Annotated in this window: 10 protein-coding genes; 4 read left to right on the top strand and 6 right to left on the bottom strand. The window is 48.0% G+C overall.

Going from position 1 to position 14,413, the window contains the following annotated elements; all coding sequences use genetic code 11:
* Positions 1-247 precede the first annotated feature (247 nt).
* From uvrB to GC096_RS21975, 4 genes are all read left to right on the top strand, one after another.
* Complete coding sequence (uvrB, locus tag GC096_RS21990) at positions 248-2,245, top strand: excinuclease ABC subunit UvrB (RefSeq protein ID WP_171633218.1); 1,998 nt, start codon at positions 248-250, stop codon at positions 2,243-2,245.
* 41 nt (positions 2,246-2,286) lie between these two features.
* A complete protein-coding gene (gene uvrA, locus GC096_RS21985) occupies positions 2,287-5,169 on the top strand; it encodes an excinuclease ABC subunit UvrA (RefSeq protein ID WP_171633216.1) in 2,883 nt (960 codons plus the stop codon).
* A gap of 264 nt (positions 5,170-5,433) precedes the next feature.
* The gene (locus tag GC096_RS21980) at positions 5,434-5,583 is read left to right on the top strand and encodes a hypothetical protein (protein ID WP_171633214.1); all 150 of its coding nucleotides are present in this window, start codon (positions 5,434-5,436) and stop codon (positions 5,581-5,583) included.
* Positions 5,584-5,873: 290 nt separating this feature from the next.
* Positions 5,874-6,077, top strand: a complete 204-nt coding sequence (locus GC096_RS21975; RefSeq protein ID WP_056611440.1) for a hypothetical protein — start codon at positions 5,874-5,876, stop codon at positions 6,075-6,077.
* An 82-nt stretch (positions 6,078-6,159) separates the two neighbouring features.
* Here GC096_RS21975 and GC096_RS21970 read toward each other — a convergent pair whose 3' ends face one another.
* From GC096_RS21970 to GC096_RS21945, 6 genes are all read right to left on the bottom strand, one after another.
* Positions 6,160-7,128 (bottom strand): sugar phosphate isomerase/epimerase family protein, encoded by a 969-nt coding sequence (locus tag GC096_RS21970; RefSeq protein ID WP_056611435.1) that lies wholly within the window; start codon positions 7,126-7,128, stop codon positions 6,160-6,162.
* Between the two features lie 51 nt (positions 7,129-7,179).
* Positions 7,180-8,334: an MBOAT family O-acyltransferase gene (locus tag GC096_RS21965; protein ID WP_171633213.1), complete on the bottom strand. Its 1,155-nt coding sequence runs from the start codon at positions 8,332-8,334 to the stop codon at positions 7,180-7,182.
* A 90-nt stretch (positions 8,335-8,424) separates the two neighbouring features.
* Positions 8,425-9,243, bottom strand: a complete 819-nt coding sequence (locus tag GC096_RS21960; protein ID WP_246302889.1) for a hypothetical protein — start codon at positions 9,241-9,243, stop codon at positions 8,425-8,427.
* 182 nt (positions 9,244-9,425) lie between these two features.
* Entirely contained in the window at positions 9,426-10,625 is a 1,200-nt protein-coding gene (locus GC096_RS21955) for a class-II aminoacyl-tRNA synthetase family protein (RefSeq protein ID WP_171633209.1), read from the bottom strand.
* Between the two features lie 7 nt (positions 10,626-10,632).
* Entirely contained in the window at positions 10,633-10,884 is a 252-nt protein-coding gene (locus GC096_RS21950) for an acyl carrier protein (RefSeq protein WP_171633208.1), read from the bottom strand.
* A gap of 52 nt (positions 10,885-10,936) precedes the next feature.
* Positions 10,937-14,200, bottom strand: a complete 3,264-nt coding sequence (locus GC096_RS21945; RefSeq protein WP_171633206.1) for an FG-GAP-like repeat-containing protein — start codon at positions 14,198-14,200, stop codon at positions 10,937-10,939.
* Between the last annotated feature and the right edge of the window lie 213 nt (positions 14,201-14,413).

The following is a 14,413-nucleotide window of genomic DNA, read 5'->3' as shown; positions in this document are numbered from 1 at the left end:
AAAAAGAATAGGGTCCAAAAACTTAGGAAAACCGCCTTACATAAGGCTAAAACAGATAAAGCTGTTTGCATCCATGATTCAAAAATAGTATAATGAAAAAACGAGAACAAACATTCTTATGTTGGATAGATATTGCAATCCTTCATATATGTACGAAAAAGTTCCATAGACTTCTATATCGGAATGTCGATTGGGAAAGTTTATAGGATAAAAGTTCGATTTATTTCGACAATGAGGGTGATAATGGATGAGTGAACTTGTCATGAGCTCTAAGAAATTTGAGCTTGTATCCGATTTTCTGCCGCAGGGAGACCAGCCTCAAGCGATTGAGGAGATCGTCCAGAGCATACAAGCCGGCAACAAACATCAGACGCTGCTCGGTGCAACGGGAACGGGTAAAACGTTCACAGCTGCACAAGTAATAGCGAAACTAAACCGACCAACCTTGATTATTGCCCACAATAAAACCTTAGCCGCACAACTGTGCAGTGAATTCAAAGAGTTTTTTCCTCATAATGCCGTTTCCTACTTCGTTAGTTACTATGACTACTACCAGCCCGAAGCCTACATTGCCTCCTCCGACACTTACATCGAGAAAGATTCCAGCATCAATGAAGAAATCGATAAACTTCGTCACTCGGCGACAAGTTCCTTGTTCGAACGCCGTGACGTCATTGTTGTTGCCAGCGTGTCGTGTATTTACGGCTTGGGATCACCAATTGAGTACGGTAATTTACTGTTATCGTTACGGGTAGGGATGGAGAAATCGCGGACTGAAATCCTGCATCGTCTAGTAGATATCCAGTATCAACGCAATGATATGAACTTTGTTCGCGGTACGTTCCGTGTACGTGGAGATGTTGTGGAGATTTTCCCAGCTTCGCACAGTGAGCATGCAGTTCGTGTTGAGCTATTTGGGGATGAGATTGAGCGAATAACAGAGATCAATGTCCTAACGGGCGAGATTATTGGCCAACGCGATCATATCGCGATTTTTCCGGCATCTCACTTCGTGACAGGCGAGGATACGATGAAGCGCGCGCTCGTGAACATTGGTCAAGAGCTTGAGGATCGTTTAGCTGAGTTGAGGGAGCAAGGTAAGCTTCTGGAAGCACAGCGATTGGAGCAGCGTACACGCTATGACATGGAAATGATGGAAGAGATGGGCTTCTGCTCAGGTATCGAGAATTACTCGGGGCCACTAACATTCCGTGAGCGTGGGGCAACCCCGTATACGTTGATGGATTATTTCCCAGACGACATGCTATTCATGGTGGATGAGTCCCACGTGACGTTGCCGCAAATTCGCGCGATGTTTAATGGGGATAAAGCACGGAAAGATGTATTAGTTGATCACGGCTTCAGGCTGCCTTCCGCATTGGATAACCGTCCGCTGCGTTTCGAGGAATTCGAAGAGAAAGTCAGTCAGATTTTATATATATCAGCAACGCCAGGACCTTATGAGCTAGAACATTGTCCTACTATGATTCAACAAATTATTCGTCCAACAGGGTTGTTGGATCCGATTATCGAGGTTCGACCAACCAAAGGTCAAATTGATGATCTTATCGCTGAGATCCATGACCGTGTTCGTAAAGATGAGCGTGTGCTTGTGACGACCTTAACGAAGAAGATGTCGGAGGATTTAACGGATTATTTTAAAGAAATTGGCATTAAGGTGCGTTATTTGCATTCGGATATTAAGACGTTTGAACGTATGCAGATTTTGCGAGATTTGCGGTTGGGGACGTTCCATGTGCTAATCGGGATCAACCTCCTTCGAGAAGGTCTTGATTTACCAGAGGTTTCACTGGTCGCTATTCTAGATGCAGATAAGGAAGGCTTCCTGCGTTCGGAGCGTTCGTTGATTCAAACGATTGGTCGTGCAGCTCGGAACTCAGATGGTCGAGTCATCATGTACGGGGATAAGATCACCGATTCCATGGAGAAAGCGATCTCGGAGACGAATCGACGCCGCGCCCTACAGGAAGCAAACAATGAGCGATTGGGCATCACGCCACAGACGATTGCCAAGAAAATCCGCGATGTGATCGAAGCAACCAAGGTTGCTGAACAGAAATCCGACTATCTGGCTGATGTGAAGGGTGCTAAGATGTCGAAGAAAGATCGAGCATCCCTCATTGAGCGCCTAGAAGTGGAGATGAAAGAAGCGGCGAAGAACCTACAGTTCGAACGTGCAGCACAGCTGCGTGACGCGATTATGGAAATGAAAGCTGACGCCTAAGCAAGAGGGTTTCAGTTTCACATAGGAGAGGAAGGGTATCTGTGTCTAGAGATCAGATCGTTATTAAAGGAGCTAGAGCTCACAATCTTAAAAATATTGATGTCACCATTCCACGTGACAAGTTCGTCGTACTCACGGGCTTAAGTGGATCGGGGAAATCATCGCTGGCCTTTGATACGATTTATGCAGAAGGACAGCGGCGCTATGTAGAGTCACTGTCTGCCTATGCGCGTCAATTTCTTGGGAATATGGATAAACCAGATGTCGATTCGATTGAAGGGTTGTCACCAGCCATATCCATTGACCAAAAGACGACAAGCCGTAATCCACGTTCCACGGTTGGAACCGTAACGGAGATATACGATTATTTAAGGCTGTTGTTTGCTCGTATTGGGCGACCGCACTGTCCTACCCATGGTATCGAGATTACTTCGCAAACCGTGGAACAAATGGTAGACCGAATTATGGAGTACCCGGAGCGCACGAAGATTCAAATTCTAGCACCCCTTATTTCTGGGCGCAAAGGTGAGCATACGAAGCTATTCGTGGATGTTCAGAAGCAAGGATTTGTGCGGGTTCGCGTAAACGGGGAAACGGTAGACCTTTCCGAGAAAATCGAGCTAGACAAAAATAAAAAACACACCATTGATGTGGTCGTTGACCGTATCGTGGTCAAAGATGATGTACAGACTCGTTTGGCAGATTCCTTGGAAACTGCGCTTAAATTGGCGAATGGTCGTGTCATTGTCGATGTTATGGAGAAAGAAGAACTGTTATTCAGCCAGAATTTGGCATGCCCAGAGTGTGGATTCAGTGTCGAGGAGCTAGCGCCGAGAATGTTTTCTTTTAATAGTCCTTTCGGTGCTTGTCCAGATTGTGATGGCTTAGGCAGTCAGATGATCGTCGATCCGGATCTGCTTGTTCCTGATATGAAGTTGACGATTGAAGAGGGGGCATTTGAAGCGTGGGCGGGCAGTACCTCTAACTACTATCCGCAGTTTCTTGCCGCTGTGTGTGAGCACTACAAGATCCCACGCAATGTACCTGTATCTGAGATAAGCAGCGATCAAATGAAGGTGATCTTGTATGGGACGGGTGGCGAGAAAATCCGTTTCCGTTATGAGAATGATATGGGTGCATCCAAAGAAGCATTGGTTCCATTCGAAGGCATCATTCGCAACTTGGAACGCAGGTTCAAAGATACCTTCTCTGAAGGCATCCGTGAGCATATTCAGACCTACATGAGTACGAAGCCTTGTCCGAAATGTAAAGGGCACCGTTTGAAGCCTGAAACACTTGCCGTAACGATTAACGGTAAGAATATCTCGCACGCAACTTCCCTTTCCATCGGTGAAGCGGAAGAATGGTTTAAGGGTCTGCAACTGAACGAGCGTGAGCTGACGATTTCGAATTTGATCCTGAAAGAAATTAGAGCTCGTCTAGGCTTCCTGGTGAACGTGGGTCTTGATTATTTGACGATGCATCGAGCCGCAGGCACATTATCAGGTGGAGAGGCGCAACGGATTCGATTGGCTACGCAAATCGGTTCAAGCCTCATGGGCGTCCTGTACATCCTCGATGAGCCGAGTATCGGTTTGCATCAACGGGATAACACGCGATTGATTCAAACACTCGAGCATATGCGTGATCTGGGCAACACATTGATCGTTGTCGAGCATGATGAAGACACGATGATGGCGGCCGATTATATCATTGATATTGGTCCAGGGGCTGGTATTCATGGTGGACAGGTTATTGCCCAAGGTACACCAACCGAGTTGATGCAGGATGATAACTCTTTAACAGGTCAGTATTTGAGCGGCAAGCGGTTCATTCCCATTCCTGCGGTTCGACGTAAGCCGAATGGCAAATGGATCGAAGTGAAAGGCGCCAAAGAAAATAACTTGCGAAACGTGTCGGCTAAGGTGCCTTTAGGGGTATTTACTTGCGTGACCGGTGTATCCGGGTCAGGCAAGAGTACGTTAATCAACGAAATTTTGTTTAAGACGTTATCCCGTGATTTGAATGGGGCGAAAGTCCGACCTGGTGAACATAAAGAAATTGTCGGATTAGAGCATATTGATAAAGTTATCGATATTGATCAGTCGCCAATTGGGCGCACACCGCGCTCCAATCCAGCAACGTACACAGGTGTATTCGATGATATCCGTGATGTTTATGCGAATACGAGCGAAGCGAAGGTGCGTGGTTATAAGAAGGGACGCTTTAGCTTTAACGTGAAGGGCGGCCGTTGTGAAGCTTGTCGTGGGGATGGCATCATCAAGATCGAGATGCATTTCTTGCCGGACGTTTACGTGCCTTGCGAAATTTGTAAAGGCAAACGCTACAACCGCGAGACGATGGAAGTGAAGTACAAGGGCAAGAGCATTTCTGAAGTGTTAGAGATGACGATTGAGGACGGCTGCGAGTTCTTTAAGAACTTGCCGCGTATTCATCGTAAGCTGAATACCCTTCTCGATGTCGGCCTGGGCTACATGACCCTCGGCCAGCCAGCAACCACGCTGTCAGGCGGCGAAGCCCAGCGTGTGAAGCTCGCGGCGGAGCTGTACCGCCGCAGCACTGGCAAGACGATCTATATTCTGGATGAGCCCACGACGGGGCTTCACATCCATGATATCGATCGTCTCCTGAAGGTCCTTCACCGCCTCGTGGAGAGCGGTGAAACGGTACTAGTCATCGAGCATAACCTCGATGTCATCAAGACGGCGGACCACCTCATCGATCTAGGACCCGAAGGTGGTAACCGTGGGGGCTTGATCGTGGCGGCGGGTACGCCAGAGGATGTCGTGAAGGTGGCCGGGTCGTATACTGGCCAATATTTGAAGCCGATCCTTGAACGGGATCGCGTGCGTTCAGAAGACTATGCGAAGCGGATGGAGGTCCTAGAAGGATCCGTTAGCTAGAAAGCGAACATTTAAGCTTGGAATTGGGTGTTTCATTTGCCAATTCCGAGCTTTTTATTTGCGCAAGTGACAAAAATACCTAAAAGTTTGCGAAGACTTAATTGAATGATACATGCTTCGACAATTTAACCCTCTATCAATAGTCATAGAAGTAGGCCTATAATAATAGTAAGTAACAGTGAACATCTCCCTCTCCCTTAACTATTGACTTGATGATTGAGAGATATAGCAGTTCTAATCTATTCCATGTAATGGAGGCAAATGATGAAACCGACGTTAGAGCTACAGGAAATTGTATCTGCATTAGGGATTGATCCATTCCGATTTCTAGCATGGCAAGAGAAAGAGCTATCATACGCCGAATTGACCGAAATTCCGGAAGATGAAGATCACCGAGATGCGCTAGCCGTGTAAGCATAGTTTAAAGTTCCAATGAACAAGGCCCGTACGGTTTCTCCGTATGGGCTTTTGTTGTTCTTACGGAGAGTAATAAATAGTTGCACAGATGGACATTTTATACGTACAAGGGATAATAAAGAAATCTGCCTGCATGGGCTAGCCAAATAGGCCTAATCCCAAACAAAAGGTGACAAACTTGTTACACATCGATGCAACTACTTGCATCTCGTGTCCAATCGAGCTAACATAGTATTAAAATAGCAGGACGTGTGCCTTGCACCGAGTTACTATAAGGAGGTTTCACCATGTTATTAGCAGAAGCAGCTGAAGCATCAACTAGTACGTATACAAGCTTTGATATCTATGTTTTGATCTTCACAGTGGTGATTGCAATTGCCGTTATCCGTCAATTGATCAACCCAAGAAGAAATCTGTTCGCACTTGGATTTGGAACTGTATCTCTACTCGTATTTCTTTTCATGGATGTTATCATGATCAAAGGCTGGTAGTACATACAAGTAAACAAAAGCCCGCAGGACTTTAGATCGGAAGATCTCTAGCCTGCGGGCTTTTTGTGTACAATCTATTAAATTACACCCACCACATTTCACCAAGGGGTTCCTTGATGAGTACTTGTTGCAGGTTCGATACGGCTTTGGAGAAGCCCTCGTCAACGGACATCAAGCCGTCTTCGTGCTCGATACTAACGACATAGTCATAGCCAACCAGACGCAATGCGCTGATAATGTCTGCCCATACTTTCATATCGTGACCGAAACCAACGGAACGGAACTGCCAAGCACGATCCAGCATGTTTGTGTAGGACTGCATGTCCGTCACACCAAAGCGGTTCGTGTTGTTGTAATCATGGGACGTATCTTTCGCATGGAAATGGTGAATCGCGTTCGCGCGTCCAAGGATTTGTACCGCTTGAACTGGATCAATCCCTTGCCACCACATGTGGCTTGGATCCAAGTTAGCACCGATTGCCTCACCTGCAGCTTCGCGAAGGCGAAGAAGCGTAGCTGGCGTATGAACGGAGAAACCACCGTGCAGCTCAAGTCCGATTTTGATATTGCGATCTGCTGCGAATTTACCTGTTTCTGTCCAGTAAGGAATGACTTTGTTCGTCCACTGCCAGTCCAAAATCTCTTGGAAATCGTTCGGCCATGGCGCAACCGGCCAGTTCGGGTATTTGGCATCCTCATGGTCACCAGGGCAACCAGAGAACGTGTTAACAACAGGTACTTCAAGGCGCTCAGCCAATTCAATCGTTTGTATAATAGCATCGTGAAACTCTTTCGCGATGTGTTTTTGCGGGTGAAGAGGGTTACCGTGAGCGCTAAGTGCGCTAATCGTCAAGCCGCGGGACTCTACCGCATGTTTAAAAGCTTTCAGTTTACCTGCATCAGCAAGCAGTTCAGCTGGGTTGCAGTGTGCAGTACCTGGGTAGCCACCCGTACCAATCTCAACAGCATCTAAGCCTTTCGCAGCAATATAATCCAAAGCTTCCTCGAAAGGTTTTCCACCGAAAAGAACCATAAAAACGCCTAACTTCATTCGATTACACCTCCATAATTGATAAAACAATCAGATCAAATTATACCACTATCATCCAGTAAAATGAAGCAAGCCTTTATAGATCCGAAGCACCGTATCGTAATTCGAACTATAGATGATCACGGAGAACGTCACGAGCGTCTGCGTCACCAAACAGCGGAAGTAGAAGTATGCTTTAGACACCTTTTTCTTATTCACGGTTGTAAGTTTGAAGATATTCTCAATCGCAATAATGATGCCATGGTACAGCCCGTAGAGGAAGTACAACCACGTAAAGCCATGCCATAAGCCCATCAGCACCATGATCAGGATGGATAGGCTAGCTGTGAGCGCCGTAGAGGGTGTTTTACGCGAGAAGAACATGAAGATGTGATCCCGGAAAAAATCGCCCAGCGTCGCATGCCAATTCCGCCAAAACTGCGTCATGGAAGGTGAGAAGAGAGGCTTTTTGAAGTTCTCAGGCATCGTATACCCCATTAAGCGGCCAAAGCCAATCGCCATATCGGAATAGCCCGAGAAATCGAAGTAAATGAGCGCATAGAACCAGATCAGTAGGAACAAAGATTCCCAAGTATGAAGCTCATGCTTCAACACGCTATCGAACACCCCAGTCATCCAGGTGACGACGACGATCTTTTTGAATAAGCCCAAAATAATACGCTTAATACTGTCTTCAAACAGCTTGGCATCTACCGTGTAGGGCTTCTTGCTGTCAGCCATGAAATCACGGAATTTCAGAATCGGTCCGGAAGTAAAAGTCGGAATAAACAATAGATAGTTGGCATAATCAATGGCTGGCACTTCGCCTTCTTTTCCAAAGAAATAAGCGAAATAGTACGAATCAATCACTTTGAGAACGTTGTAAATGAGTCCTAAATAAATGATGGCGTCGAACAATGGTGAGCTGAAAACACCCATAACGAAAAAACGAACACCGAGAAAGACACCCACAATATTCGCGGCGATTCCGAAAATAAAGGTCGCTTTCCGCCATATTGTCGTCCGGCACAGATACACAAACCCGAAATAATTAATAATCGTAAAAGCCGCATAGAAAATCACCAGCTTCTTACTAAACAACAGGAGGAAGCACAGACTGAATATGATCATCAAAATGCGCTTATTATCCGCCCACTTGCGGGTGAGCATCAGAACGGCAATCATGCCACTCATCGCGACCATCGCGTTCATGTGCATATAAAACATAGCTAAAGAACTCCTCGCTTGCTAGATCTTAGAACTTCTCGTAGATGAACAATCCCTTGCCGGTAAAATAAATGAAAACCAAGTAAAGCATCACGAGGTAGATGAGGATTTCGACGGTTTTCCTAAGGAATTTAACCATGTGTCAACCTCCTTCGTAAATAACGGCGCGCCCTCTTCCCGGTTCAAGTGAACGAGGTCATGGAAATAACGCGGATCGTACGTGTGCATCAAATCGAGCGTGGGAACGTTCGCAGCCTTCAGCTGGGCGTTAACGGCATCCTTCAGTGAAGCGACATAGGGAGGATCGGCGTAGCCTTTGTTCCACGGCATCCAGATCACACGCAGCGCGAGCTTATGCTCGTCCGCATACTGGAGGACCCACTGCAAGGCATCCAGATTGTCTTGGAAATCCTTCAAGGTCATGGCGCCGAACCGTTTGTCGTAGTCGTCCCACTTGAGCTTTAACGCTGCGTCGTCCTTACGTCCTGGGTACAGCTCTTTATCAATCCAGCGCGGCTCGAAGGCAAGACTGCCTTTGCTTAAATTACGAGCAAACTCGGTACCCGAATCACGGAAGTAATCGCGGTACGTATACACATAAGGCTGGTACCAAGGCTTGAACCATTGATAGGTTGGATCCGTTTCGAGAGGGTCGAGCATCGTATGCACGTCAATTCCGATCACAAGCTGGTCCTTCACCTGGTAGAGGTTGTTCTTCAGTATGCCCTTCAGATCCGTGAGCTTCCCGTAGGAAAGCCCCATCTCGACCAAATGGCTATCCGACTTCTCTTCGATATAAGCACCCGTAACGGCCGAATTACCGAAGAAAACCGGACCCGTATGGGACCAGCTATGGTGGAAGAGCGTTTTGGTGAAGTCGTTTTTGTAAAAACGGCGTGAAGACGCCATCGGGTTCCACCAGGAGATCAGCAGGTCGGAGACGACGATGGCGAGCAAAAGGCCGAGTGCAAAGCTATTTTTTTTGAGAAAAGCAGCGGTTGCTTTCAATAGAATCACTCATTATCTTCGTAGTGGTGAAAATGAAAACCCAAGGCCTCGTTCGGATAAACGAGAACCCTGGGGTAATTAGATTACAAAGCCTTCTCTTGCCAAGCGTGGTACTGCTCACGGAACGTGGCAGGCCATTGCTGCTCATCAAGACCGTACTGTGCGAGGAAAGCGAACGCCCAACGCTCGATACCGAAGCCTACACAGCCTGTAACGGCGTTACGTTTGCCCATTTTGATATTAAAAGCATTGCCGAACGTATTGCTATGGAAATTGACCGAGGAGCAGGCGATCGACTTCTTCACATGCGGAATGTTCAGACGAAGCTCGTACTTCATCTCCTGGTTGCGTTGGAAGGATGCTTTCACTTGGAAGTCATTCGTGAAGAACGGATCGTTCGCGATCTCAAGCAGGCTGTCTACCTGCCATTCTACCGCCAGTTCTTTCAAATACTCGATGGATTTCAAGCGATTCTCTTTCACAAACTCAGGCTTACCGACGAAAATGATTTCACGCATCGAGAAGTCGAGCAAACGACCGAAGTCGGAATGGTTCTTAGATTCGAAACGATGACATTTCGCAATCGCAGTCACGACAATGCCGTCGCCTTCCAGGGTTTCATTCTCGAGACCTTCATAGCAGTGGTAACAAGTAGAAGGGTTCATCATGAAGTTAGGCTTCACCATGTTGTTGTCCAGCGCCAATGGCTTTTCTTGGTCCCAGCCGCCAGCTTCGCGAATCGTTTGGGAGAATGCCTCGATCACATCGAGATCCTCACGCAGATGCGTCACGAAATGAATGTGTTCGGGGAACGAAGTGAAATGATTCGTTTTGTTCAACGTATGACTGTTAATAACCGCAGGATATTGTTCCTCTTGGACACCTTCGAAACGTCTCGCAATTTTGCTGACGAACGAGTAGTCAAGGAAACGCATCAAGCTGGAGAAAGGCTCACGGAAGATGAAGAGGCCGGGCTCTAGCACTTTTATCGCTTTACGCTCAGCGAGCTCAGCAATAATGTCGCCTTCATAAGGCGTGTCCACTTTATTTTCGAACAAAATATTCTCTTTAAAGCCGAAATCACCATGGGAGAAACGCTCAATGAGACGCTCAACCCGCTGAGTAATACCTTCATCGCCGTTAGGCGAGTTGTGGGTAATGATGATGTGCCCATCGATTAAAAGAATTTCCTGAATATGCTCATCGGCGAACGCAGAGGCATATTTGACTTGACCATGCTGACTTTCAGCAAGACCGGCCAAAGAAATTTTAACTGTCGTCATGAGTTGATTACCTCGCTGTCTTCTTGGAAATAAATTCGGCAATTTCATTCACCGTGTTCATCGGATAGAGCATAAGATCTTGATTCGTCACTTGCAGGTTGTACGTTTTCTCAATATGCGCGATGAGGGCAGTCGCCCCAACGGAATCGATAAAACCATAATCGAACAAATGAACATTAACATCGAAATCGTCATCGTCCTCGGCAATTTCGTAACGCTCGCGAATATGCTGCTCAAGCTCTTCTAATAAAGTAGACATGGGGAAAGCCTCCTGATTCACAAATGGGTAGATATGATTAATGTTGATAGGGTTACTGCGCATTGGCGGCAGGTCCGGTAAAAGTAAGTGTTGTCACGTCCCCGTATCGGGTCACTGTGTACGTCATGGTAGGTGCATCATAAACAATTGACGTGTCGTCAGTGGTACTAAACTTAAGCTCGACAGGACTAAACAATTTAACTTGCTGCAGTCCTGCTGATTCAAGCTTCAACTGATGTGTGCTTCCTTCACTAGTAAGGGTAAAAGGGACATTCGAACGCACAACGTGGAACTCTTGTGAAGATGGGCCCACGCGAATCTCAGCCTTCTTCGCTAATCCGAGATATAACTTGTTCTCCATCGTCGTATAGATGTTGGAATTGCTTTGCAGGGAATATAGGGCGAGCTTATCGCCTTTTTCAATGGTGACGCCTAGGGTATTTGCATACTCTTCCGCTAAACCAGAGACACCTGATGTTTCTGGTGACAGCGTGGCGTGGAAGTGAGGACTACCTCCGCTGAGATGATCTTTCAATCGATCCCACAGGTAGGACGCCCAGGATTGGCTGATCTTCACATCGCTTTGCATAGCGGTTAAGAACGATTTGGCCATCTGTGTTTCGGACATAAAATTATAATCATGCTTCGTGCGAAGCTTGTCAAAGTAATCAGCAAATTCCGTTAAGTTAGCAATTTTCTGAGGTTCAGGAAAATGGTATTCAATATGCTCGAAATAATCAATCGGCATATCCAGCTTGACCATGGATTCGAATACATCTGTGTTGGCATTGTCACCAGCCGGCCTAAGGACGGGTGTAGGTGCATGAATGAGCATCGTCGCATCAGTCTTTCCTTGCTCATCTTGTAAAAGGAAGGGAAGCGACCAGATCGATTCTGGACGAGCGAGCACAGGTGACTCGGACGGTAAGAATCCGAAGTTGTACCACATCTTGTTCTTTTTCTCTGTAGAAAAGGTCTGATTCCATGCTTCATTGTTAATGCGCCAGGTGTGCTGGTTCGTTCCAGGGTGTAACCATGGAATACCAAGCTTATCAAAAGCCTGTTGATGCAGGTTGAACTCTGTGGTCTCATCTTCAGCACTCTTAAAATTATGTACAAATGTATGTGGATTTAGTTGTAAATGCTGATCTTTCGCATACGCAATGAACTCGTTTAGTTCCGCTTTATAAGGAAAGTGCGGGTCATCGATCGCTACCGGTGAGCCGAATTCGATACCACCCACAATGAGATCGTCATTGCCATCGTGATTGAGATCCAGCCATAATGGCACGGAATAATGTCCAGCAACTAACGCGTGGTTGCCGACTTGGTTTAAGGTTGTCCCGGCGAGGGGGCCTATGTCTGCCCAAGCGCCACCGGTTTCTTTGGTGAACACTTGGAGGTCCCCGTCGCTGCTGCCGACCACAAGATCCGGTCGGCCGTCTTGATTCATGTCACGCACCGCTGGCGCGGCGTGCGTGGCGTGATTGGGCAGCGGGAATAGCGCGCTGCCTTCCTCGAGATCCAGGGCCGCTGCGCTGCGGCCCTGATACAGCCACACTCGTCCATCGGCTGCGCCTAGGACGAGGTCGAGCTTGCCGTCGCCGTTCACGTCGGCGACGGCTGGCGCTGCAGGCCCTCCGGGCAGCTGCAGCGCTTTCCCGCCCGCGCGCACAGCTGCGGGCGGGGAGAACCTGCCGCTAGCGAGCTGCGGCAGCTGCCACACCCCGCCGGACTCGTCCGAGACGACGAGGTCCGTGCGGCCATCCCCGTTCACGTCTGCGGCGTGAACGGCACTGTAAGGGCTGAGCTGGAGCGGTGCGCCGCTCTCCAGCAGCAATTTCACCGGCGCGCCGAACGTGTCGGGCAGCGCCATGCCCTTCGGCGGCGGCTCGCTGACGTAAGTCGCCTCATCCTTGCCCAGATTCGTGTAGACATACACGAATCCATCCGCGCTGCCGACGACGAGGTCCATGCGGCCGTCGCCGTTCAGATCCGCGGCGGCCGGGTACGCGCGGTACGGCAGTTCAATCGTGCCTGCGAGGTCACGATACGGCCCGTACGTGGCTTGCCGCAACGGAATGCCGGCAGCCATCACGTGCAGTCCGCTCGCGTAGCCGGAGCCGGGCAGCTCGCCGACGAACGACGGCTTCGCGTTCGTTCCTGTGTTGAGCTGCACCGTCACGCTCTCGCGCCATTCACCCCAGTAGAAGGCGCTGCGCACTAGGGTAAACGAGGGAACCTCGTTATACTCCTTCAGCTTCTCCGCCCAAGCGATGCCGTCTTTTTGCCCGATCGCCGGCATCGCCTCAAAATGGTTTTGAAACGCCATCGCTGGCCTGCCATACGGTCCAAGACTCTTCTTAATACTGTACCCGAGCGTTTCCTTAGCGACATAGGCGAGCAGCTCACTGCGATACTGCATGTTCGCCGCCGCCCAAGCAAAGTCAAAATAGGGCTCGATGGGCATCGCTCTTTTATTGAAGTAAGTCGTTCCCGGAGTTACCTTGCTTGCTGCTTCGTATTTCTCTGCGAGCTTGGCAAAGCCTAATTTCGGATCGAATCCGCTCTTCATATCAAAACCGGTAGGGAAGTACCGATTCGGCAGGAAATTACTGCTGATGAGCACGGCACCTTTGCCCACACGATTGTGCAAGACAAGGGAGACAGGCTGTTTGGATTCGAATGCTTTGTACATGTTGATAACGGATTGTCCGGTAGATGGCTCAAAGCCGTATCCAAGATTAAATCCAGGCATATCATCCATGGCATTATGTTTGAGATAGCTTTGTGTAAACAATTGAAACGATTGCTGAATGCCCTGTAAATTAACAGACACCTGAGGATAGCCAAGCGTCAGCGAATCTACTGACTGAGGGCTTAAAACTAAGTTGCCGATTGGCACTTTTTTCAAATCAATAATCGACTTAGCTCCCAGAAAGTCTACCGGGAACTGATTCGCAAACTCATTTTCTAACAGTAAATGTCCGCCCTGCTTCACGAAGCTGATGAGCTTATCCGCTTGTTTGGGCCATGTGGAAGCCTGCGCTAGCGCGGGATCCAGATATAAAGCGTCATAGGAGCGTAGCTGGCGGGCTGAGAGGGAAAGCACGCTTTTTCTATCAATTTGAACACCTGCTTGCAAGGTTTGCTCGAAATTACTATAAGCGGCCATATCATAAGAATCCCCGCTCGTTGCGTATAGAAGCTTAGTTTCCTCGACTTTTGGCAAAAATAGAAGGGTTAGCACGATGATTAAGAGGCCAAGGCTTAACCCGATCAGTAGTTGGGTTACACGAATTTTCGACAAATTCAAAAGGATCCCTCGATTGCTAGAAAGGTTGCAATTCACCCTTGTCGAAGCATGGGAGAATTGTCAATAAAGGTCACTATCCTTGCCATTATAGCATTCATGGGTACGTTTGTTAACTTCTAAAGGCATGGAAAGGCATTGTATTGTCGGATATTGGCTTAAGGCGTAGTTATCCCCTGCCCTAGATTCCTACCTATCGTTTCTGTTACACTAAAG

Origin of the sequence: Paenibacillus plantarum, from assembly GCF_013141695.1 — a bacterium.
GTDB lineage: Bacteria > Bacillota > Bacilli > Paenibacillales > NBRC-103111 > Paenibacillus_E > Paenibacillus_E plantarum.
Note: the sequence above shows the minus strand (reverse complement) of the source record. Positions and strands in the feature narration are given on the sequence as shown.

What these genes read in the sequence shown, in the direction of transcription:
- GC096_RS21960 (WP_246302889.1), bottom strand. Translation starts at nt 9,243, where the DNA reads ATGGCGTCTTCACGCCGTTTTTACAAAAACGACTTCACCAAAACGCTC.
- GC096_RS21955 (WP_171633209.1), bottom strand. Translation starts at nt 10,625, where the DNA reads ATGACGACAGTTAAAATTTCTTTGGCCGGTCTTGCTGAAAGTCAGCAT.
- uvrB (WP_171633218.1), top strand. Translation starts at nt 248, where the DNA reads ATGAGTGAACTTGTCATGAGCTCTAAGAAATTTGAGCTTGTATCCGAT.
- GC096_RS21980 (WP_171633214.1), top strand. Translation starts at nt 5,434, where the DNA reads ATGAAACCGACGTTAGAGCTACAGGAAATTGTATCTGCATTAGGGATT.
- GC096_RS21965 (WP_171633213.1), bottom strand. Translation starts at nt 8,334, where the DNA reads ATGTTTTATATGCACATGAACGCGATGGTCGCGATGAGTGGCATGATT.
- GC096_RS21970 (WP_056611435.1), bottom strand. Translation starts at nt 7,128, where the DNA reads ATGAAGTTAGGCGTTTTTATGGTTCTTTTCGGTGGAAAACCTTTCGAG.
- GC096_RS21975 (WP_056611440.1), top strand. Translation starts at nt 5,874, where the DNA reads ATGTTATTAGCAGAAGCAGCTGAAGCATCAACTAGTACGTATACAAGC.
- GC096_RS21950 (WP_171633208.1), bottom strand. Translation starts at nt 10,884, where the DNA reads ATGTCTACTTTATTAGAAGAGCTTGAGCAGCATATTCGCGAGCGTTAC.